At 54.7% G+C, this 18,591-nt stretch carries 21 protein-coding genes; 10 read left to right on the top strand and 11 right to left on the bottom strand.

Annotated elements, in window-relative coordinates; translation table 11 throughout:
- Position 1: 1 nt before the first annotated feature.
- Positions 2-445, bottom strand: a complete 444-nt coding sequence (locus ACX9OT_RS15050; protein WP_049462946.1) for a GNAT family N-acetyltransferase — start codon at positions 443-445, stop codon at positions 2-4.
- A 75-nt stretch (positions 446-520) separates the two neighbouring features.
- Positions 521-1,627, bottom strand: coding sequence for a DUF3667 domain-containing protein (locus ACX9OT_RS15045; protein ID WP_197655727.1), 1,107 nt, complete (start codon positions 1,625-1,627; stop codon positions 521-523).
- 748 nt (positions 1,628-2,375) lie between these two features.
- Between ACX9OT_RS15045 and ACX9OT_RS15040 the strand changes: the two genes are divergently transcribed.
- Genes ACX9OT_RS15040 through ACX9OT_RS15030 form a run of 3 tightly spaced genes read left to right on the top strand, consistent with a single transcriptional unit; the run spans position 2,376 to position 4,545 of the window.
- A complete protein-coding gene (locus ACX9OT_RS15040; RefSeq protein WP_459002761.1) occupies positions 2,376-2,993 on the top strand; it encodes a hypothetical protein in 618 nt (205 codons plus the stop codon).
- Positions 2,993-3,523, top strand: a complete 531-nt coding sequence (locus ACX9OT_RS15035; protein ID WP_197622447.1) for an ImmA/IrrE family metallo-endopeptidase — start codon at positions 2,993-2,995, stop codon at positions 3,521-3,523. The genes ACX9OT_RS15040 and ACX9OT_RS15035 overlap by 1 nt, the downstream gene beginning before the upstream one ends.
- On the top strand, positions 3,520-4,545 hold the full coding sequence (locus ACX9OT_RS15030; RefSeq protein ID WP_459002759.1) for a beta family protein: 1,026 nt from the start codon (positions 3,520-3,522) through the stop codon (positions 4,543-4,545). The genes ACX9OT_RS15035 and ACX9OT_RS15030 overlap by 4 nt, the downstream gene beginning before the upstream one ends.
- Here the strand turns inward: ACX9OT_RS15030 and ACX9OT_RS15025 are convergent.
- Both ACX9OT_RS15025 and ACX9OT_RS15020 read right to left on the bottom strand, forming a co-directional pair.
- Positions 4,529-5,152, bottom strand: coding sequence for a sce7726 family protein (locus tag ACX9OT_RS15025; protein WP_459002757.1), 624 nt, complete (start codon positions 5,150-5,152; stop codon positions 4,529-4,531). The genes ACX9OT_RS15030 and ACX9OT_RS15025 overlap by 17 nt on opposite strands.
- Positions 5,153-5,208: 56 nt before the next feature.
- On the bottom strand, positions 5,209-5,847 hold the full coding sequence (locus ACX9OT_RS15020) for a hypothetical protein (RefSeq protein ID WP_459002755.1): 639 nt from the start codon (positions 5,845-5,847) through the stop codon (positions 5,209-5,211).
- Between the two features lie 1,644 nt (positions 5,848-7,491).
- Here ACX9OT_RS15020 and ACX9OT_RS15015 point away from each other — a divergent pair.
- Positions 7,492-7,791 (top strand): hypothetical protein, encoded by a 300-nt coding sequence (locus ACX9OT_RS15015; RefSeq protein WP_459002753.1) that lies wholly within the window; start codon positions 7,492-7,494, stop codon positions 7,789-7,791.
- Between the two features lie 66 nt (positions 7,792-7,857).
- Here ACX9OT_RS15015 and ACX9OT_RS15010 read toward each other — a convergent pair whose 3' ends face one another.
- Genes ACX9OT_RS15010 through ACX9OT_RS15000 form a run of 3 tightly spaced genes read right to left on the bottom strand, consistent with a single transcriptional unit; the run spans position 7,858 to position 11,700 of the window.
- On the bottom strand, positions 7,858-8,628 hold the full coding sequence (locus ACX9OT_RS15010; protein ID WP_459002751.1) for an NYN domain-containing protein: 771 nt from the start codon (positions 8,626-8,628) through the stop codon (positions 7,858-7,860).
- Between the two features lie 51 nt (positions 8,629-8,679).
- The gene (locus ACX9OT_RS15005; protein ID WP_459002749.1) at positions 8,680-10,245 is read right to left on the bottom strand and encodes a DUF4365 domain-containing protein; all 1,566 of its coding nucleotides are present in this window, start codon (positions 10,243-10,245) and stop codon (positions 8,680-8,682) included.
- A gap of 57 nt (positions 10,246-10,302) precedes the next feature.
- On the bottom strand, positions 10,303-11,700 hold the full coding sequence (locus ACX9OT_RS15000; RefSeq protein ID WP_459002747.1) for a site-specific integrase: 1,398 nt from the start codon (positions 11,698-11,700) through the stop codon (positions 10,303-10,305).
- A gap of 525 nt (positions 11,701-12,225) precedes the next feature.
- Here ACX9OT_RS15000 and ACX9OT_RS14995 point away from each other — a divergent pair.
- Positions 12,226-12,615, top strand: a complete 390-nt coding sequence (locus ACX9OT_RS14995; RefSeq protein ID WP_459002745.1) for an H-NS histone family protein — start codon at positions 12,226-12,228, stop codon at positions 12,613-12,615.
- A 46-nt stretch (positions 12,616-12,661) separates the two neighbouring features.
- Here ACX9OT_RS14995 and ACX9OT_RS14990 read toward each other — a convergent pair whose 3' ends face one another.
- A complete protein-coding gene (locus ACX9OT_RS14990) occupies positions 12,662-12,871 on the bottom strand; it encodes a hypothetical protein (protein ID WP_459002743.1) in 210 nt (69 codons plus the stop codon).
- Positions 12,872-13,134: 263 nt separating this feature from the next.
- Positions 13,135-13,809 carry a hypothetical protein gene (locus ACX9OT_RS14985; RefSeq protein WP_334271336.1) on the bottom strand — a complete coding sequence of 225 codons (675 nt, stop codon included), beginning with the start codon at positions 13,807-13,809 and terminating at the stop codon, positions 13,135-13,137.
- A 724-nt stretch (positions 13,810-14,533) separates the two neighbouring features.
- Between ACX9OT_RS14985 and ACX9OT_RS14980 the strand changes: the two genes are divergently transcribed.
- Positions 14,534-14,749, top strand: a complete 216-nt coding sequence (locus ACX9OT_RS14980) for a hypothetical protein (RefSeq protein ID WP_459002741.1) — start codon at positions 14,534-14,536, stop codon at positions 14,747-14,749.
- Positions 14,750-15,094: a type II toxin-antitoxin system YafQ family toxin gene (locus ACX9OT_RS14975; protein ID WP_459002739.1), complete on the top strand. Its 345-nt coding sequence runs from the start codon at positions 14,750-14,752 to the stop codon at positions 15,092-15,094.
- A gap of 484 nt (positions 15,095-15,578) precedes the next feature.
- On the opposite strand, the gene ACX9OT_RS14970 is transcribed toward ACX9OT_RS14975, so the two are convergent.
- On the bottom strand, positions 15,579-15,911 hold the full coding sequence (locus tag ACX9OT_RS14970) for a helix-turn-helix domain-containing protein (RefSeq protein WP_164222068.1): 333 nt from the start codon (positions 15,909-15,911) through the stop codon (positions 15,579-15,581).
- Between the two features lie 276 nt (positions 15,912-16,187).
- On the opposite strand from ACX9OT_RS14970, the gene ACX9OT_RS14965 reads away from it, so the two are divergent.
- Genes ACX9OT_RS14965 through ACX9OT_RS14955 form a run of 3 tightly spaced genes read left to right on the top strand, consistent with a single transcriptional unit; the run spans position 16,188 to position 17,371 of the window.
- Positions 16,188-16,487, top strand: a complete 300-nt coding sequence (locus ACX9OT_RS14965; RefSeq protein ID WP_459002737.1) for a hypothetical protein — start codon at positions 16,188-16,190, stop codon at positions 16,485-16,487.
- Positions 16,488-16,500: 13 nt separating this feature from the next.
- Entirely contained in the window at positions 16,501-16,800 is a 300-nt protein-coding gene (locus tag ACX9OT_RS14960) for a hypothetical protein (RefSeq protein ID WP_459002735.1), read from the top strand.
- A 37-nt stretch (positions 16,801-16,837) separates the two neighbouring features.
- The gene (locus ACX9OT_RS14955) at positions 16,838-17,371 is read left to right on the top strand and encodes a hypothetical protein (RefSeq protein WP_459002733.1); all 534 of its coding nucleotides are present in this window, start codon (positions 16,838-16,840) and stop codon (positions 17,369-17,371) included.
- A 43-nt stretch (positions 17,372-17,414) separates the two neighbouring features.
- Here the strand turns inward: ACX9OT_RS14955 and ACX9OT_RS14950 are convergent, their stop codons facing one another.
- The gene (locus ACX9OT_RS14950) at positions 17,415-18,395 is read right to left on the bottom strand and encodes a hypothetical protein (RefSeq protein WP_459002731.1); all 981 of its coding nucleotides are present in this window, start codon (positions 18,393-18,395) and stop codon (positions 17,415-17,417) included.
- Between the last annotated feature and the right edge of the window lie 196 nt (positions 18,396-18,591).

Here is an 18,591-nt window from a genome sequence, read left to right as displayed (position 1 = left end):
GCTAGAGCTCCCGCTCCATTTCCACGGCGTCGATCCCGGCACCGTGGCCATCGCGCACCACACGTGTCACCTGGAAGCCGAGACCGGAATAGAAGCCTTGGGTGTGTTGGCTGGTACTGAGCGTGACGCGATTGATCGAGGGATCCACTTCGGCCTGGCGCAGGCGCGCCAGCGCCAGTTCGCGGCCCAGTCCATGCCGGTGCAGCGCGCGCTGCACCATGCCCCAGCAGAAACCGGCACTACCATCGCCGCGTCGCGACAGGCCGCCACAGGCCACGATGCGGTGGTCGCGCTCGATCACCTGGAAGGCGCAGTCCATGGCCTGCTCACGCAGGAAGCGTTCAAAGTCGCTGCGCTCTTCGGGCGCGAAGTAGGTTGGCACGTTGCTGTCGAAAATCGACAGGCAGGCGCTGGCATCTGCGGGTCGGTAGAGGCGGAGGTTCATGGGCCCACGATAGACGATCGTCAGTAGATCCACGCTACACGTGGATTCATGGGCCGGATGCCGTGCGTGTATCCCTCAGGCCGAGATTCCCGCCAGCACCGCATACATCACCACGAAGCTCACCAGGAACAGGTAGACGCCGCCGATGGCAAGGTAGCGCAACACGGTCAGCGCCTTGTTGCCGCCATACACGCGTTGCTGCATCCACAGCAGATAGACCGGGACCGCCAGCCACAGCAGGGCATACAGCCATTGGCTGGCGGCGGCGAAGGCGGGGGATGCGAGCGCGCTGCTGATGCCGGCGATGAGGAAGGTTGCCAGCAGCACCATCATCAGCCAGCAGTGGCTGTACAGCGCCACCACCAGATGTTCCAGATACCCCATCTGCCGTGGCACGTAGGCGATGCGCAGTACCAGCGCGAACACCGGCATCAGGAAGAACAGGGCACCGGGCAATGCGGTCAGGATCGCCTGCATGTACAGATCGGTCTTGCCCCCCATGCGCTGGATGTTGGCGTTGCCGTTGTGCAGGCGCTTGTTGAGCCAGTTGTTGGCGAACCGGGGCCAGCCGGCCACCACGATGGGGTTGGTGTCAGCGTCCCACGGTTTGCCGTTGACGGTGTGGTTGAAGAAGGTGCCGGGCTCGGTCGTGGCGACCTCCTTGCTGGTGCCGGTGAGCTCGGCTTTGCGCTGTGCGGCTGCCGCATTCACCGCCGCTCTGGCCATGGCGAAGCCGGCGTTGCCGGTAGCGGGTGAGTTGGCCTGCTGGCGATCGATCGTCGCGAGCTGTTTCGCGCGTGCGGCCTCGACCTGTTCAACGGTGTTGGACTTGGCATACAGCGAATCGCCTCCGCCCATGCGGATGTCGTCGACGTGCACGAACAGTTTGCCGATGAAGAACGTAAACAGGGTGAGGATGACGAACAGCCGCAAAGGCTGCACGTATCCGACCCGGCGGCCCTTGAGGTAGTTCTGCGTGATGCGGCCGGGAACCCAAAGATCGCGCAGCGTGCGGAAGATGCGCCCGTCCAGGTGCCAGAAGGATTCGAACACTTCTTCGATGGCATGGCCCACGTGCTTGAGCGGGTTGTGCGCCGATTGCCCGCAGCGATGGCAGTAGTGGCCCTGCAGGGCGGTGTTGCAGTTCTCGCAGTCGGCGTGAGCGCTGTCGGTCGAACTCATGGGCAATGGGCCAAGCGTCGGATGAAGGCGCCTACGATAGCGAATTTTCAGGTTTCGTTCAGCTTTGTTTTGGAGTGCCAACGAGCGTGCGTAAGGCGATCAAAAGCATCCACGCGTGGCGTGGATCTACTGATGGATCTGGAGGAACACGCCCCTCTGTTGAGGGGCTGCCCCGACAGGAGTGGGGAGAGGCAGGCAAAGGGGAGGGGCCCAAAGGTTGCGCAGCAACGTTTGGGGCGAAGCGCGCGCAGCGCACTTCGCGTCCCGCGCCAGATAACTGAAAAAGGCCGCCCCTGGGGGCAGCCTTTTTCAGTTATCTGGCGGAGAGAGGGGGATTGTCGTGTGCATCCATGCACCCGATCCCGATGCGCGTTGCGCCTCGGGACCCGCCTGCGGCGGTCCGGTTCTGCTCCTGCAGAACCGTCGAACCCCGGCGTGGCTTCTCACCACCCATCCCATCCGCCAGACAAACGCAAAAGGGCCACCCTGTGGGCGGCCCTTTTGCGTTTGTCTGGCGGAGAGAGGGGGAAACAGTACCTTGACCGTTCCGCCTAGCTCCGGAGGCGTCCACAAACCGGATTTGTGTCCTGTGGTGTGTCCCGGATGCTAGCCGACTCGTGCTTTCAGCACCACAGTGACGGGGCTCAGGTGTCCATGGCGGCGGCACTCCAGCTTGCCAGCTAGGGGCGGCTAGCAAAAAGCTAGCCAATTGTCCACAATGTCTCATCGTACGAGACCGGAATTTGATATGAGTAGCTCATGGAAGAGGGACCCCAATCTCCGACTCAAGGGCTTGGGCCTCATTTCATTGATAGTCGTGTGTTTCCTCCTCTTCTTCGCCCAGGTCTGGAGGGTTCATGCATTCGATCTCCAAAAGCAATTCGAGTCGCAGATCCCAGTCGCAGAAAAGATAAAAAAGCCGGTGCGAGTCATCGACAAGGCGCCTGAGAGTTCCTCGGCAGCTTCCATTCCGGAAAGGAAGCCGGACCGATGGAGTGACGGCGAAGTTGTTTCTGCACTTAGCAGCTTCTATCAGACGATTATTACGATGATGGGGTTATTGCTGGGCGTCATAGGAATACTGGCAGTAGTGACCTTGAGGTTCTTGTCGAAGTTGGCAGCTGAAGATATGGCTCACGGCGCTGCGAAAGAGGCAGTGGCTCATTACATCGAGACGCGCCAGTTTGGCGATAGCGTAAAATATGCAATCGAGGAAACCGGCTTGGCGTATCAGTTGGAAAGATTGGAAAAAGATCTCGATAGCATCAAAGAGAGCTTGAAGAAGCGACGCAAGAGTAGACTCCTGAGTAGTGATGACGAAGATCTTGATGGGGATGTGGTTTCAGACTGGACTGAGGATAGGTGATGGCGGTCGTAAGAAAAAAAGTTTCCTCTGTGAGCACCTCTGCAATGAGTGCTCAACGCGAGGTTGACCTGCGCCAACGCCTATCCGATGCGGGTCTTTTGCGCGTGCCCGTAAACGTCGTGGCAATAGCGGAATTCCTGGGCTTGGAGGTGGTTGAGGAGCCAATGGCAGATGATCTCTCCGGCTATCTCGAAGTGCGCTCTGGCTCTTGGGTTGTTGGCGTGAATTCGCTCCATCACCGCAATCGGAAGAGATTTACAATTGCTCACGAGATTGCGCATTTCGTGCTCCATTCTGGGCAAAAAAAGAGCTTCCATGATCAAACGTTTGCCCGCAGGAACGATGATCCAAATCCTATGGAGCGCGAAGCGGATCGTTTCGCTGCTGAGCTACTGATGCCTGAGGCTGATGTCAGGCAGATGATTTCTTCGGGAAATACGACCCTTTCAGGGCTCGCCGCAGAGTTCGGTGTGTCTGCTCTGGCAATGAAATATAGGGTTCAGAATTTGGGCTACAGGGTTAACCAATGACAAGATACTTGCCTATTGTCCGATCCCGTGCGGCCGAATTGCGCGGCCTAAAGGAACTGTCGCAGGATGCGAGGCTTAAGTTGCTGCCTATCATCGAATTGACGAAATCACGTAGAACGTCAAAGAATCCAGCGGGCAATGTCGCGAAAAGCGTTGAAGCTGTCCTCGAAATATTGGGCGAGCAGCCTTTTATCGTAGATCTCACATCCCTTGAAAGTCAGCAAAATACAGAATTCGATAATTTGCTTGATGACGAGAATGCGTTCTCAAACTGGACTGAATTTGCGGTAGAGAATCTTCCCGCACACTGCGTTCCTGTAGTCCATCTTTTGGAGCCATTTGATGCTGTTTCTTTTCAGCGTCAAGTAGCTTCATTGAGGGAAAAGTTCACGAAATTCGCCGTCCGGGTCCCGACTAACTATTCTGATTTTGATGAGTTGGTCGGAAATCTCCCGAATATGTTTGGGCGAACCGAGGATGTTGTCTTAATTTTGGATGCGGCTTACGTCTCCCTAAGGGGGCTTTCGGGGGCTAACGCCCGCCTTGCTGAGATGCTTGGCGCAGTTGAAGGTATCGATTTTTTCGCTAAATCAATTGCTGCCAGCTCCTTCCCTATCAGCGTCGTCTCTGCCGGAGGCGGGGATGAAGAGGGGGAATTCAATCTCACTGAAGTTGAACTTTGGAGTGATCTCTCCAAGAGGTTTTCAGGATTGGACTACAGCGACTACGCTGGAATCCATCCAATGGACTTCTCGGGTACGGTCACGAACTGGGTTCCCAGAATCGATGTCATGCTGGACAGGTCTTTCTTCTATCACCGCTATCGTAGAACCGAGGGTGGCTACGTGAAGTGCGCGCAGCGCGCAATCAAGGATCCGCGATTTGTGCCTCTCGGCTGTTGGGCGGTCGACAACATTCGCAAAACTGCCGATGGTGAAGCTATCGGACGAAGCCCGTCATTCTGGATCTCTAACCGGGTCAATTTCCATATCTCCAGGCAAGTGGTTAGAGTTTCCCGATAATTCTCTCACTTAGTGTCAGCATCCGCACGTCGTCCAGAGTGACTGTGCTACCTAGTTCTGATCTAAACGATTCGAACCTGGTCGCCAGTCGCTCGTGTATCGCTGCCAATGTGAACTCGGAAAGCGAATTTCTGGATAGCTTTAGGGCCTTTTCAGCTAACGCTTCATGTAGTCCCGTTTGGGGAAGATCGTGTATAAGCATTAACCGTTTGAGGTCATTAGAGCGCAGCCATTTGAGTGAGGCGTCAGTTGAAAGCGTGTTTCGCTGCTGGGGCTTGCGCACATACTGGGTGCCATCTTCGTCAAGGGTGATCAACCCTGTTGAGCGGGGTAAGCGCGACCGCAACAGTGGCAGCCAATTGGCGGTGGTGGCCACAGAAAAGTCGAGAAACATGGAGCCGTAACCCCGCGCTTGTTCATCAAGCTTGTCGAAGTTGTCACGTGGTCCTTTAATTTCGATTGCGCTCAGCCGAGTAGGCGAGGAAACAACCAAATCCGCCCTGTATTTCCCATCGCCGAATCGCACCTCAGATCCCAAGACTTCGTCGAAGTCGAGCGTAGGCAATAGCGCCGATACAATCATTACTTTTATGTCGTCGGCATACATTTATGTTTTTTTTCTTCGAAAAAGCTCATTTCATTGTGCCATTTTTTTGGCGCGATTCATAGCTGACTGCCTGCAATGAGCATATACACGGGCTTGTATGAGCTCCCGTAGTAGTAGGGACGGACTGCCTCTCGATTCAGTACCGAGCGTAGGCGGTCCATTGTGTCTATTGCTGCGCCGAAGGACATCGGTTCGCATCGCGGCAGTATTGCCTCTGGTAGCTCTCCAGTATTGATTGAGGCGACCTTTGAGTCATAGGTTGAAAGAGAGCCTCCTGGTGAGTCGGATTCATTCCAGCGAAGCAGATTCATTGACTCATCTGATTTCAACAACGGTATCCAGATGGAGTGAGCGGAAGTGATCTCCCCGAGGTTTCGCGCTGCACAGAAGCCGCCAAGTGTAGGTACCCCCATGTTTATAGCGTGCTCAGCAAAGATGAGTAGCTCATCGTTGATCGTGGCATACAGCGCATTGCTCTTGTCGTGGACCTTTGGCCTTCTTGCGAACATGGCAATGACTTTGAATGACTCTCCAGGAAAAGACGCTCTTGAACGAATGCCGCCTTCCCTGGTTTTCCAGAAGAACATTGGCATCGCTGCGTCGCAGTGGGGTTCCAGCGCTTTTTGGAGGTCTGGAACCAGCTTGTACTCAAGGGTCCTTTCATTGATGTAGCTCGTGATGTTCTTCTCAACCATGAGGAACTCCTAGCGTCAGGATCTGAGGTGGGACATTTTGGAGGCCACTGGTGTTCTCCGGCTTGGCTTGACTAATTAATTCCCTGGGCTAGTTTGTTTGAACTATTGGAAATTTAGAATAATCCTGTGTTTAAGCCAACAAGTTTTATATGTTATCTCGATGAGAATATTCCTGATAGTGAGCGAAAGGTCCTGGCACGGTTTGCGCTACATTTGCTGTACGATGCGGAAGCCTATCCATTCGATATCTCAGAAATGCTATCGCTCTCTGAGGATAGTCATCTCTATGCGCGAGGGCTGCTCAATTACTGCTTGGTCGATCCTGTTTGTTTTGTTTCCGAAAGCGAGCTTATTTTAAGAAAAGCGGTCGAGTATGCAGCTATGACATCTGATTCGAGGGTGGCATAAATTGAACGCGCTTACATTCTTCCACTTCGTGTCAAATCAGCCACGCAACAGAAAGCTTCTTGCACGTATAGCTCTCAATGCCTGTGGATATGCCTCTGAATTTCCAGTCGGCGTCATAGAGTTGCGTCACCTAAGTCCAATCCAATGCGGGGTTGTTAACGCCTTCCTGGATTGGTCGAAATTAGAGAAAAATTACGTGGTTACGGGAGTTCACAGAACTCAGCTGACTAGGTTCGCAGGAGGCGACTATGTTTCAATCATTCGAGCTTCCTATTCTTCTCCAAGCGACGTGCATTCCAGGCCTCTGCTTGCGTAATGTTCTTGACTCTTCCGCTTAGAAATTCTGAAAAAAGCAAGAAAACCTCGGACTCGCCTAGTCGTAGCTTCTGAAGAGCTTGCTCTAGAAGTGTCTGCCATGCTTCTTCGCTGTATGCGTAACTCAGCGCAATCGAACGAAATGACGACACTACGTCTGGGTTTGGACTGCTGCTTCTCAGTTCGTCCGCGATTGCATCGTGTAGAGCCTCTACGTCATGTGCCCTAAATCTGAAGTACTGGCGCAAAAGGAAATTTACTATATCAAGCTCGGAGACTCCGAGTTTACATAGACGTTCGATCTCTTGCTTTATGTGATTTGGTAAAGGGGAGGGAAAGTAAGATGCAACTAATTCGCAGCATTGAGTGACAGCCGGGATGGCGTTCAATTTCACTATCCTCATGGTTTTACTCACTTTGCCAGAATCACCGGCGGGGTCGCAAGGGATGGAAACCAGGTAGGCCTGGGCGAGGGGATAGCTGCTTCCCCCTGCCTCTGACTTCGGAGGCGATGTTTGGAGGTTTATGGTTAGGCTTGTCTCTTGTCCCTTAAGTGCAGCTTGAGCTGCCCTTTGACGTAGGCCGAAAGCAGCGTCGCAGGCTTGTGTTGTTTCAAGGTTTCCATCAGATTTATGCGCATGGCGGCGAGTTTCTTGTTTGAAGGATGCAGGGGTGGGGGGGTACGGGATAAACAAAGCCCGCGCATTTGGCTCAGGGAGCGAGAACCAATACGGGGAAACACCACTCGTCGGAATGTCTGCTTGGGATGCACTCTTCGCGGACCTAAGAGTGCGACAATCGTCACATATCTTGACTCTCCCGATTCAGGCCTCTTCGCCGAGCGGGGATGGCAGGGGGGGCTGCAGCCTATGTAGGGGGCACGAGGCTGTGGGGACTGATGCCCCATCCAAGGAGAAGGAAATGAAGAAGCTGTTGCTCACCCTAACCGCTGGTGTCGCTCTGGCGGCCTCTTTTGCCGTTTCGGCACAGAGCCATTCGGTGAAGGGTCACTATCGCTCGGACGGTACCTACGTCCAGCCTCACTACCGTAGCAATGCGAACTCCACCAAGCTGGACAACTACAGCACCCGAGGAAACTACAATCCTTACAACGGGAAGTCCGGGACTGTGGATCCTTACAAGCCGACGCAGAGCAATCCATACGGTAGCCCCTACAACCAGCCGAAGACGCAGCAGCGTCGATCCGGTTACGGCTACTGAATTTTAGGGCCCCGCAGATGCGGGGCTTTTTTCTGGCAATGTGCCAAACGGTAATGGTGGCTCGCGTCAGGCTGTCTCTGGCTTAGGCACCAGGCTTACAGACCACTGCCCATTGTCTTCCTGCTTGAGTGACAGGAGATCGTAGGTCTTCACCATGTTGAGAAGACCGGAATGCCCATAGATGCCAGGGGAGAACCCGGAATCCGCTCGCTTCAGATACGAGCCTAAGGAGTTGAGACTAACCTTGCCCTCTGGGGTGCTACCGGCAAGCAGTGAGACAGCCTCGATGACGAACCGAGGGCGACGCTTCGGGAGCGGGGCGCTTCCTGTGGTCTTGGCTTCATTAGTGTGGTCAGCAGGGTGCGGCGGGTCCTGAAGATCTGGCGGCTCTGGCGATGAGGCTTCTTGGGCGGACCACTCGAAGAACTGATCACAGGCATTGCGCAAAGCATCGGGGGTCTTTGCTTCGCCTACGATCAGAACCGTGGCGCCGCGCTCACGGAGCTTTCGGCAGAGGTAGGCAAAGTCCGAGTCGCTGGTGACTAAGCAGAAGATGTCTGCCCGCTGATCGAATAGCACTTCCAGGGCATCCAAGGCCAGGGCGATATCGGAGGTGTTCTTCTTCGCTGCGTATTGGAACTGAAGGCATGGAGTGAAGGCCTGGCGAACCAGGGCCTCTTGCCAAGAGTTGCCCAAGGTAGTGCGATTGCCGTATCCGCGCCGAAGCGTTACGCGCCCGGCCTGTGCAGCCATGAGGAGCGCGAAGTCCACGATTTCGGGAGCAACGTTGTCGCAGTCGATCATTACTGCGACGGTCGATTCTTGCGGTTGAGCCATGTTGATTTCCTTATCGCGCAGGGCATATGTGGTGCGACAGCTTGCTGCTGACTACGTCTTCCGCCGAATGATATGGTGCCCGGCTGCATCATGTTTCTTGTAGCTAACCCAAGCTTGCCCATTGCTACCTTTGACAATCTTGAGCTTCTTGGGGTCTGCGGTGTTTTCAAAGGCATAGCCAGTCATATGGATCTCGACTGGGAAGTGACCGAGCGCCTTCCCAGCCACATCCAGTTGCCAATGTGTCTGAATGAGAAATTCGCCAGGAACAGTTATGAACTTGCGCGCCTCGGGGCCCACTGAATCGACTTCCATAGTATTAAGGGTAACGGATCTCTGTACGCCCCTCAGAAGATCGAAGCCAAAGTCGATATCCTGGAAGTCCTCTTCGGAGAACACGTCTGAATTTTCGAGTATGACGGGGGAGTTGAGGGCGCGACAAATCATATGGAGTCTGCTCAGGCTTCTGATGCGCTGGAACACAGGAAGCATCTGACCGATGGGTGACACAGCAGGGTGCAGTGGCTGGCGGATCCCATTGAAGTCCAAAGTCAGCATCATTGCGTCTTCGGCAGCAATCTGGTCAGCCCACGTTGCTAGAGGGGCGAGCGTATCAATCTCCTTTAGCGCGACGCCGTATATTGCGGAGCCCCTGATGCTAAGGTTGATTTCTGCCTTCAATGATGTCTCTACAACCGTGCACCGAATGATGATCGTCAATGGTGATGGGAGAGACTCATTCGTAATGCCTGCTCCTGCGGTGCCGTTGAATAGCTCAGCAGCTAAGCTCACTTCCTGCGCCAAGACGGAATATTCCTGGCCTGGACATACGAGAACATGGCCTTGGGTGGCTGCTTTCGTCTTCATGGTGAGCTTGCCATGAGCAAGTAGCGGCTTCATTTGATCCTGGAAGCCGGGGAGAGGCGCAAGCTTGAAGTCTTTTACATCAAATGTGCGTGGGAGGCCATACAGATATGCGTCTCGGACCAGGGCTATGTTCTCGGCCGTTCCGACTGGTGTGAAGGATAGATCCAACCGAGAAAGCCCCTTCGAGAGCTCCTGCACTTTCTGAGTCTTGCTTTCGTCCGAACCCGGGGGCGCTCTTCGGGCGCTGCGCTTTGCTAGATCAATAGATGGCTGATTTCCGATGGATAGCGGATCTCGGGTTTGAAGAATAGGCTCTACGATGTCCCACAGATAGCGTTCAAAGCCTTCACGGTCACTGAGGACCTTTGAATGGTCGAACGTGACCACGCCTTTGCCATCGCCGATCAGCTTTTCTTGATTGCCCTTCGCCCACTCTTGAGCGTGAATCCAATAAATGGAACGGTCGGGGGTCACCCTCAAAATGAAGACCGGGAGCACATTGTTCGCATACTGCCGCAATCGGTTCTTGGAAACTTGAGCAGTGATTCGGCTTCCTCTGGACTCGACAGAGGTCGCTTTCACTTGTGCTAGAAAGTGAATGCCGTGGTAGACAGTGTGATCGGGGGTGATGCACAGGTCGTAACCAATGTCTATCTGATCGTGTCCAACATTCCAATCCCACTCTAAAAAGGCTTGTTCTACTGCAAGCTCTGCTTGTCGACCAGTCTTCTGAGATTTAGGGAAGTTCATCGGCTAGAACGAAAGGGGGTTACAAGGATGACAGCCTACCACTGACTTTCGGACACATCAGGGATAGAACCTCTTTTTGTCCTTCAAGCATCGCTTGAATTGCCCCTTGGCATAGACTGGAAGCACGGCCGCAGGCCGGTATTTCTCCAAGGTCTCTATCTGCTTCTTCCGCATTACGGCTGGCTTTTTGTGAAAGTAGGCCTCGTGAAGCACCGGCACGCGCTTGCTGACGGAGTGTCCAGTGATCAAAGCAATGTCTTCGTCAGCCACGTTCTGATGGTGGAGCTCTGTCGCGATGGTGTGGCGGAAGGCGTGGAACCCGACCCCTCTAGGGAAGCCGAGGTCCTTCATGTAGCGGCTGAACTGGCTAAGCGCTGCCAGACTGTAGCGAGCATTGGTCTCGCCGGTCTTACGGTTCACACCAGCGGATAGGTGTGGGAAGAGGCGAGGGTGGCCGCACTCTCTGATGTCATCCATGAAGTCCAGGAAGCCTGCGTCTAGTAGCGGCTTCGGGATAGGGATGGTCCGGATAGATGCCTTGCCTTTTAGGCTTTGCCGACTCCTGAGCCGGTTCCGGTGCGCTAGGTCAGGATCTACGGTCTTCTGGATGCGGATACACCAGACATCGCTCTCCTGGACGATGTCGGCGACCTTCAGCTGAGCGACCTCGTTGATGCGTGCGCCCGTATACAGGCCAATCATGGGAAGCCACCATCGGTGGGGGTATTTGCTCGCCCATGGAATGAAGGTCTTGGGATCGAAGATGCGCTTGAGATCGTCTTCATCAAAGAGGCGCTCAGGCTTGTTGGGATCCGTGACCAGGTCCTTCTTGATCTCTGCGAACGCAACCATGGGGGACGCATCAATGGCTTTGGTCTTGACCAGCTGATTGAAGAAGGAGACCAGGAAGCGCCGATGACGTTCAAGCGTTGCAGGGGCAAGCTGAGGAACATCTAGCTCCTTGCCGCAGGCAATGGCTTCGTCATAGCTGATTCCTCGATAGGCGGGGTCAGAGAAGAGGCCCGGGGGTGACCAGCGCATGAGGTCCCAGAGGCGATAGATGTGCGGGTGGTCAATGCGCGAGACGGGGATGTCGCCGCAGGTCATCTGGAGAAGCCGCAGGGTTCGGGCTGTGGAGTCGATGGTCTCTTGGGCGAGGCAGCGGCGTTCCCGGTCCCCCAAGTAGTCCTTGATCTCTACGGACAGAAGTCGGGCAGGGTGGCCTGCGGAGAGTGGCTCAAGGTAGCGCGTTCCTGCGGCATTGATGCGAGAGCGTCGGGAGCGCTCTATCGCAGCGTTGAGGATCTCTTGCGCATGGATGGCCGCTTCGCGTCCGGTGATGACCAGCTCATCAATCCGGAAGCGTCCGATCCTGATGCCCTTAAGGTGCAGCGTGTCATCGGCGTCGGGATTGAAAGGGAAGTCTTGAAGGAAGTTCTTTACTGTTTTTGGCATTGCGCTGTCTCCGTAGATGATGGGAGCAGTGCTAAGGCCTAGCGATGATTCGTCAAACGAGATCTAGAGGGGTGCCGCGTTGCTTAGGCATTCGCCGGAACGTTGGAATTAGCGCGAATACTTTTAGAGGAAATTAGTGGTGTGTGCGTTGCCAGGCGCTGTGGCGCAAGGGTTTTCCTTGGGTGACCGCTTCTATCTTGCAGTCATTTTTGTACTGTACGATTTTGAGTGTGCTTACGCCTAAGCGTGCTTTCTTACAGAATAGGCATGCAGGATCTTTTCGAGTTTGCGACGGGCATCACCATCCTCCATTCTCTTTGTTGGATCGCCTCGTCTAGGTTCTATGGCAAGTGGCAACCCCGGTTAGGTTGAGTGGAGGGGACTGCGCCCCTTTCGGGCCCGGACCGGTTGTCTAGGGGGAAAAGACCGTATAGCTTGTTTCCGGTGGAAGGGTGGTCGCGCTTAGCGTCCAGAGCTTCCTGGCTACCTTCTCTCCTTTTGCCATCAATTTCAGGTTCTTTAAGAATGACCAAGCCGTCACTCGATTCCATTGCCTCCGCCAAAGCCAAGCTTGCTGAAGAGCTGCGCAAGCTTGAGGAACAGGAAGTTCATCTTCTCCAGGAACAAGCCGCTGATGCCTTCGCAGAAATCGCCAACCTCGTGTCTCAATACGGCAAGAGCTTCTCTGCGAAGCAGCGCGCCGAGATCGTCAGCATGCTGGCGACGGATGTCCCTAAGAAGGCGGGAAGTGTGAAGAAGGAAGTCGCGCCCAAGTATTGGCTCCCACACACGGGCGAAACCTGGAGCGGCCGAGGCAGAACTCCTCGTGCGTTCGCTGCCTGGGAAGGGACTTCCGCTTACACAACTTGGAAGGCTTCCCATCCCAACGAAAAGTTCCCGGCGTTTCCGGGTTGAGAAGACAGAAGCCCCGCATAGCGGGGCTTCTGAGTTTGTTGCTAACTCACTTCGGCTTCTTAGTGCCGTAGGGAGCTTGGTTGGTAGGCTTCAGCGAGATCCCTGCCTTGCTCGCCTGGCCGTAGATTGCTTCGGGCGAGCGCCCCATTTTCAGGCCAATGACCCGGGTAGGGGTGTTCCCTGACGCAAGCTCTTTGAGTTGCTTGATCTGCGTAGGGGTCCAGGGCTGCCCGGAGTTGGAAGGCTTCTTGGTCATTGCTTTTTCCTCAGCCGATGTCGGCTAGTTGGCTGCTGCCCCAGTCATGTGTAAGGGGCGCGGCCGCGTTACAATTGAGCCCTGGGCAAGGGAAACCCTGCTCAGGGCACTTGAGGGTGCCCGCCATGACCTCCGATCAGTCTGGCCTGAGAAACGAGGCTGATCGGGGGTCTTCTCTTTCACGACATCCGCCGGGCGAGCTGGCGACGAATGCCGATCACTGTTGTCTTAAGCATGGTTCCTCCCTAGCGTGTGCTTGAGCATCATTTTTCTCCGCTTTTGGGTTTGCTCTTCCGTGCCTTCACCTTCGTAAGGGCTGATTCGTTGGGAGCATCCGTAGAGGGTGGCGGAGGCGGGAGAAGGGGAGGGGGCGGTGGCTCTTCCGCTTTTGCCTTAGCTTCTGCCCAGTGAGCGCGAATTGCATCGATTTCGCCGATTCCGCCAACCTCGGAAAGCCGATCCCAGAAGCGGCCGTAAAGTACGTCCTGAATCTTTCCCTCTGTCCTCAGGAATTCCACTGCTGCATTTGGATTTGTGAGCAGGACGTAGTGGAAGTCACCTGCGGGCCCCGGCTTTGCGACGATTAGGTGGAGTTCCTGCAGGCGTTTCATGCGACGGCGCCAAGTGTCTACCGCCCTCGGTCCGGTGAATCCCGCCTCTGCAGCGAACGTGACCGGATTATCGATGACCAAAACCGGGTGATCCGGCGCTCGCGCCCAGAGGCAAAAAAGGACGTGACCGGGTGGCTGGCCCTTAGACTGTTCGTCTGCCACCTGCATGACAATCGGAAGGGTTCTCGGCACAGTGGAGAAACCGTGGTTCTTCTTGCGATTCCAAATCCAAGCGTCATCCACTCCGGAGAAGTGAATTAACCGTTGATGCTCGGCGCGCTCCGACATCTTTGCGCGCCGTGCCACTGCTTGTTTCATCGTGGACATCGAGCGATTCCCTATCAACTGGTTGCTAATTTGCGGCTTTAGGCCCGGTAGAGCAAGGGAACTAGACGCGCGCAATGGAGCGTTTCAGATGGCTCAAATGCTACGTCATAGCTGCTGTATCCGCGAAAACTAGCGGTTCGCAATGGGTTGAGATGCGCGTTTACGCGCATAAATTTAAAAAAAAATACTTTAATATCAATGGCTTTTGATGTCGGGGTGTGCTCGCCGTCCTCGCGTACTTCCGTGCTCGCCGTGCTCGTCGTTCTCCCGGGGTTCTCCAAGGGGGAGCCCTGTCGTCAGTCCTCTCTCTTTTTCTCGGTTCGGACACGGTTCGCACCTGGCTCTTAAGTCGCCGCCGCCTGCTCTAGATGCGAGTGATAGACGGGTCTTCTGTTGGCATTGGCGGCCGGAGTCGCTGCGATATGAACATGGGGCGCCTCGTATGGCCTTGGCCAGGCTTCCTCTCACCTGAGATGGCCCGACAGGGTGCGGGCTACGGACTATCGCGGACATCGAGGTCAGCTTGACGGAGGCGTTAAGGAAATGCTGAAGGATGGGACCCTCCAGCTCTCCGGCTGGTCTGGCGACAACGCTTCTGATGCGTTCCTTGAGGGGCCAAACCTGCAACGCAAGCAAGAACTCGGTTTGCGCTTGAGTGGCGCCTACCTTAAACTTGACTATCTTGTCAATGGTGTGGTAACGTTAATCGTCCCTAGGAGGCTCTATGAGCAACCGTAACCGTCCCTTTGGCTTCATGATCAACTCGCCCGCCACGCGGATTGCTAACATCCGTGATACGGCTGCGCCTGCGCAGCCGATGGCGCCGACCTACGACCCCCTTAATGGGCCTCGTCGCTTTACTCCGTCCGATCTGACCTTTGGGCCCGACCTTCAGACCCTCGAAGAACTTCGGGGTGAGCTGGAAAGGAAGTTTCGATAAATGGTTCGGACAAGGACGTCTACGAGACCTTCTAATCCCACCGCAAATGTTCCACTTCTCAGATTTCTCAAGTCCAATCTATTCATTAAGCATTGTGAGCTCGCCTACTCATCCGGCCGCCATGCTGCAGCGCTGGCGGAGATGTGGACGCTTCTGGAAATTCTGAGGAAGCGCGAACAGATTCCTGCGCAGTATCGAAACCACGCCCTCAAAGGGGAATGGGTGGGCTGGAATGATTGCCATACCGAGGGCGATTTCGTCGTCGTTTGGAAGTATGGGGTGGTAGACGGCGTCGATGCAGTGATCCTGGCTGCGTGTGGTACGCACGCGCATCTGTTTGGCTAAACGTTTAGGCATAAAGGCAATCTGGTATCCTCCGCCAGGACGGATAGCGTGGCTGGGGGCGTTGTGGGGTGCCCTCTGCCTCGGGCGGAATCCTTGAGTCAACCGACACTTGGGAGCGTTGAGCGTAGCGGCGGTAGCATCTCGAACCAAGCCCACACGCTCGCGGTCCTGCAAGTAGTTACAGTCGCTTGGCTTTTTTACATCTTCTCGCGATGATCTGACTATCTATCGAGCGGCATGCGCAGATGATGTCGTTCTACAGCCCTTTTGCAGCGCCATTCGGATTTTAACGTTTGCCTGGTGAAATTCATTAGAGTAGCGGCCCGTTCCCTCGCTTCGGCGGGGACGGGTCTTTTTTCTTGCGAATGCTTGCCAGCCAAATAGCTAGGCTAATACGAGTTTTGGAAATGAAGCTTCGCAAGCGTTCCCGTTTCGTTCCCTGATGTAGCACCATAAACTCCTCTACTCTAAGGTTTCTCGCGGCTTACTTATTCGCTAGAGCCTTCAACAGTTGCAAGGCCTTTGCTTGTTTGGGACCGTCTAGTTGCGATAGCACTAGGATTGCCTCAGCCACAACATCCGATGCCGCCACGAAGTAGGCTGCAGGAAGGTCCAGAAGCTCCGCGAGCTTCTCGATGGTCTCCAAGTCGGGCTTGTGCATCCCGCGTTCATATCTACTGATACGAGGGGCCGTCGTGTTCGAGTCATCGACTCCCATCAACATCTCCCCTAGCTGTGCCTGCGTCCAGCCTTTGGCGACGCGTGCTGCGCGCAGGCGATGGCCAAGGGCTGTGGGCGTGGGCTGAGGGGCTGGCATCCGGTAGAAACAAACACGTTGACTCTCCAGAGTTTGACCGCATAAGCTTAGTCGGTCATTTGCGTTCAGCGCAAAATTGAACCTGGAGGCCGTCGTATGGATATGAGGTGCTGGGCAGTGGTGGGTCTACTGGCGTTCGCTGCTTCTGCCGGGGCAGCGCCCAGCCTGTCGTGCCAACTGCAGAGCGGCCAGTTTCGGTGGGATGGGGGAGGGAGTCCCAAGATCTCGGAGTTCATCTGGGCAACGGGTCATGGCTCAGCGATCCCCAGCGGTCCCGTGCGAACAAGCATTGGTCGGATCGACCCCGCCGAGGGTCGGGACTACAAGCGCGCTATCAAGCTCGATGGCAAGCCGGTGCTGCTGCCTGCCGAAGCGCATAGCGTCATTGGCTTCGGCAAGGTCTACGACTTCGGAAGCGCTGTTGCCTTGGCTTACCTCGGCGAGCGTGAGGAGGACCCCTCTGCGCGGCCCAGTCAGATCGTGATTGTCATCAATAAGGCCGGGTCAGTGATCGCAAGCGAAGTCCTGCCGGGCATTGCAACGAATCAGGGCAGTCACTGCCTACTTATCGACTGATCAAGGAACTGAGATGAAGAGGATCTGGATGCTTTCGGTTGCTGCGCTGTTGGCGGCTTGTTCTGGTGGGCCCGGCAATGGCGATGTTGAGAAGGCCTTGACCGTGTATTTCAAGGAAGCGACGGGAACGACAATGAGGTTTGAAGGCCTCAAGGTGGGAGAGTGCGTGCGTGGGGACAGTCCGGGCTATGCATGCAGTGTCACTGGAACTGCGCGGTACCAGCTCGGCACTCGCACTGAGCAACAGCAGCTCGTGGGCACGTTTGTGATCGATAAGGTTGGCGGCACTTGGACTGTCGTAGACCGTCGCTGAATTCAAGCCTGCCGCCAACCCTAGCTAGGAAGCTCGTATGTGGACCTTGTTCAAGGTAATCCGCTGGATCATCACCGGTCTCGCGCTTTGGTGGCTATGCGGTGTGGTGTTCGAGGAGGGCACGACGGCTGACGGGGCAGTCTTCGGGCTGATGCTGTTCGGGCAGCTGGTCTTCTGGCCCCTTGCGGTGTTGTGGGGTTTGCCGTGGCTGTTCCGTCGCCGAACGCCCAAACTGAAGAAGCATAGGCCTGAAGAGTTCGAACCCACGGTATCCCATGATCACATTGCCTTGGACCTGAGCAGGGACACCATCTGGGTTCGGGACCCTGGGAAGGGGGAGCGCTATCTGCGGCGATCTGAAGTGCTCGCAATCCGCACCGGGGAATACAACTACAAGGGGGTGGTCACGCATCGCCTGGAAGTCCAAGTCCGGGACGTTGTTCATCCGCTCTGGCTGGTTCCTTTCGTGCGTCACTCTGACCGCTGGCTCAGGAGCACAGCGATCAATGAGGCCGAGCGAGATGAGTGGTTTTCCCGCTTAGTGTTTTGGATAAAGAGTTCACCGCAGTGAGGCGGGGCTATCTGGATTTTTGATGGATCCGCTATCTGAACGGCTAGTTGTAGAAATCCGTGACAGCCTCGGGTGCATAATTATCGACGCACCAGATGCCATGATCGTACGATGAATTGAAGTGGTTGATAAATTCTGACCGTAGGCTATCAATGTTAAGGATCCGGACTCCACCGTAGACTGAATAGCCGCCGTGTCTGTTAAGCGGCCCCGAGTGCCATAGAGGACCACATATATGGTGAGCATAGCTAATCTGCCATGCAAGTGGTTGATATGGTCTATGTACAACCGTGCTACACCATTCATAAATCGTCTTTAATGAAGTGAAGTTAGTATTGTTGAACTCGTAGAGATGGATGTTCGATTTTACGAAGTCGTAGTGGAAATTGTGCTTAAGTCTCGGTGTATTACCTTTTCTATCCTGTAGGCTTACTGCGACAATTCTTTCAAACTTGGCTTCTAGGGCTTGTCGAAGTAGAAACACCGAAGCTATTTGAGATGTTTTGTGGTCAAGTCGAGGGTGATTTTCACTTAACTTGGAATTGGCAGATAAATCCACGCTTAGATTGAAGATCTGGAAGGATTCCACGCCATAAAACTTGCCCCCTCTAAGAAATTCATAATTCGGATCTTTTTTTTGCTCCAAATAGGTTGCAATGGGCATAAGGTCGAAAATGAAATCAGTTATGAGTTCGGAGTATTTCTTTAGATTGTTCGCTACTGGTTTGTTCTTATTTGAATTTATCTCATCATACATCGCCTGAAAGAAATCGACCGCCAGTTTGAGGTGAACCCGGCAGTAAGCCATCTCCTCGGCTGCGCTTTCCAACTTTCTTGATTTTCGGAAGGCTACTGAGATTATGTATTCATCGGACCACGATTTTTTCAGGTGTCGATCTCTAAGCCATTTCAAGTGTTCGTTGAAGGCTGTGAGGCAGTCAATGGCTGATCTTCTTATTGGTCGCTGACCATGGTGGGGCCTAATTTTCTGCAAGAGTTGTTGCGCGGGAGTCTTTTTTTTCATTGATTCTTCCTTGATTTGTTGGTTTGGGATTGTATCTATTGATTCTACGGCACTTTAGTTGTGATCTTTTGCGTAGAGGCTAATTTTCTGTTGAGTCCAGCTGTGTCCCTCGTCAAAGGCAAGAGCGCACTTAGGCATTGCCCTTCGGGCAATGCGTGCGCAAGAGGCTGTGCCCCTTGACCCCCTAAAAAGCGCT

This window comes from Stenotrophomonas genospecies 3, assembly GCF_054473855.1.
This window is presented reverse-complemented; position numbering and strand designations above follow the sequence as displayed.

What these genes read in the sequence shown, in the direction of transcription:
- ACX9OT_RS15050 (WP_049462946.1), bottom strand. Translation starts at nt 445, where the DNA reads ATGAACCTCCGCCTCTACCGACCCGCAGATGCCAGCGCCTGCCTGTCG.
- ACX9OT_RS15045 (WP_197655727.1), bottom strand. Translation starts at nt 1,627, where the DNA reads ATGAGTTCGACCGACAGCGCTCACGCCGACTGCGAGAACTGCAACACC.
- ACX9OT_RS15040 (WP_459002761.1), top strand. Translation starts at nt 2,376, where the DNA reads ATGAGTAGCTCATGGAAGAGGGACCCCAATCTCCGACTCAAGGGCTTG.
- ACX9OT_RS15035 (WP_197622447.1), top strand. Translation starts at nt 2,993, where the DNA reads ATGGCGGTCGTAAGAAAAAAAGTTTCCTCTGTGAGCACCTCTGCAATG.
- ACX9OT_RS15030 (WP_459002759.1), top strand. Translation starts at nt 3,520, where the DNA reads ATGACAAGATACTTGCCTATTGTCCGATCCCGTGCGGCCGAATTGCGC.
- ACX9OT_RS15025 (WP_459002757.1), bottom strand. Translation starts at nt 5,152, where the DNA reads ATGTATGCCGACGACATAAAAGTAATGATTGTATCGGCGCTATTGCCT.
- ACX9OT_RS15020 (WP_459002755.1), bottom strand. Translation starts at nt 5,847, where the DNA reads ATGGTTGAGAAGAACATCACGAGCTACATCAATGAAAGGACCCTTGAG.
- ACX9OT_RS15015 (WP_459002753.1), top strand. Translation starts at nt 7,492, where the DNA reads ATGAAGAAGCTGTTGCTCACCCTAACCGCTGGTGTCGCTCTGGCGGCC.
- ACX9OT_RS15010 (WP_459002751.1), bottom strand. Translation starts at nt 8,628, where the DNA reads ATGGCTCAACCGCAAGAATCGACCGTCGCAGTAATGATCGACTGCGAC.
- ACX9OT_RS15005 (WP_459002749.1), bottom strand. Translation starts at nt 10,245, where the DNA reads ATGAACTTCCCTAAATCTCAGAAGACTGGTCGACAAGCAGAGCTTGCA.
- ACX9OT_RS15000 (WP_459002747.1), bottom strand. Translation starts at nt 11,700, where the DNA reads ATGCCAAAAACAGTAAAGAACTTCCTTCAAGACTTCCCTTTCAATCCC.
- ACX9OT_RS14995 (WP_459002745.1), top strand. Translation starts at nt 12,226, where the DNA reads ATGACCAAGCCGTCACTCGATTCCATTGCCTCCGCCAAAGCCAAGCTT.
- ACX9OT_RS14990 (WP_459002743.1), bottom strand. Translation starts at nt 12,871, where the DNA reads ATGACCAAGAAGCCTTCCAACTCCGGGCAGCCCTGGACCCCTACGCAG.
- ACX9OT_RS14985 (WP_334271336.1), bottom strand. Translation starts at nt 13,809, where the DNA reads ATGTCCACGATGAAACAAGCAGTGGCACGGCGCGCAAAGATGTCGGAG.
- ACX9OT_RS14980 (WP_459002741.1), top strand. Translation starts at nt 14,534, where the DNA reads ATGAGCAACCGTAACCGTCCCTTTGGCTTCATGATCAACTCGCCCGCC.
- ACX9OT_RS14975 (WP_459002739.1), top strand. Translation starts at nt 14,750, where the DNA reads ATGGTTCGGACAAGGACGTCTACGAGACCTTCTAATCCCACCGCAAAT.
- ACX9OT_RS14970 (WP_164222068.1), bottom strand. Translation starts at nt 15,911, where the DNA reads ATGCCAGCCCCTCAGCCCACGCCCACAGCCCTTGGCCATCGCCTGCGC.
- ACX9OT_RS14960 (WP_459002735.1), top strand. Translation starts at nt 16,501, where the DNA reads ATGAAGAGGATCTGGATGCTTTCGGTTGCTGCGCTGTTGGCGGCTTGT.
- ACX9OT_RS14955 (WP_459002733.1), top strand. Translation starts at nt 16,838, where the DNA reads ATGTGGACCTTGTTCAAGGTAATCCGCTGGATCATCACCGGTCTCGCG.
- ACX9OT_RS14950 (WP_459002731.1), bottom strand. Translation starts at nt 18,395, where the DNA reads ATGAAAAAAAAGACTCCCGCGCAACAACTCTTGCAGAAAATTAGGCCC.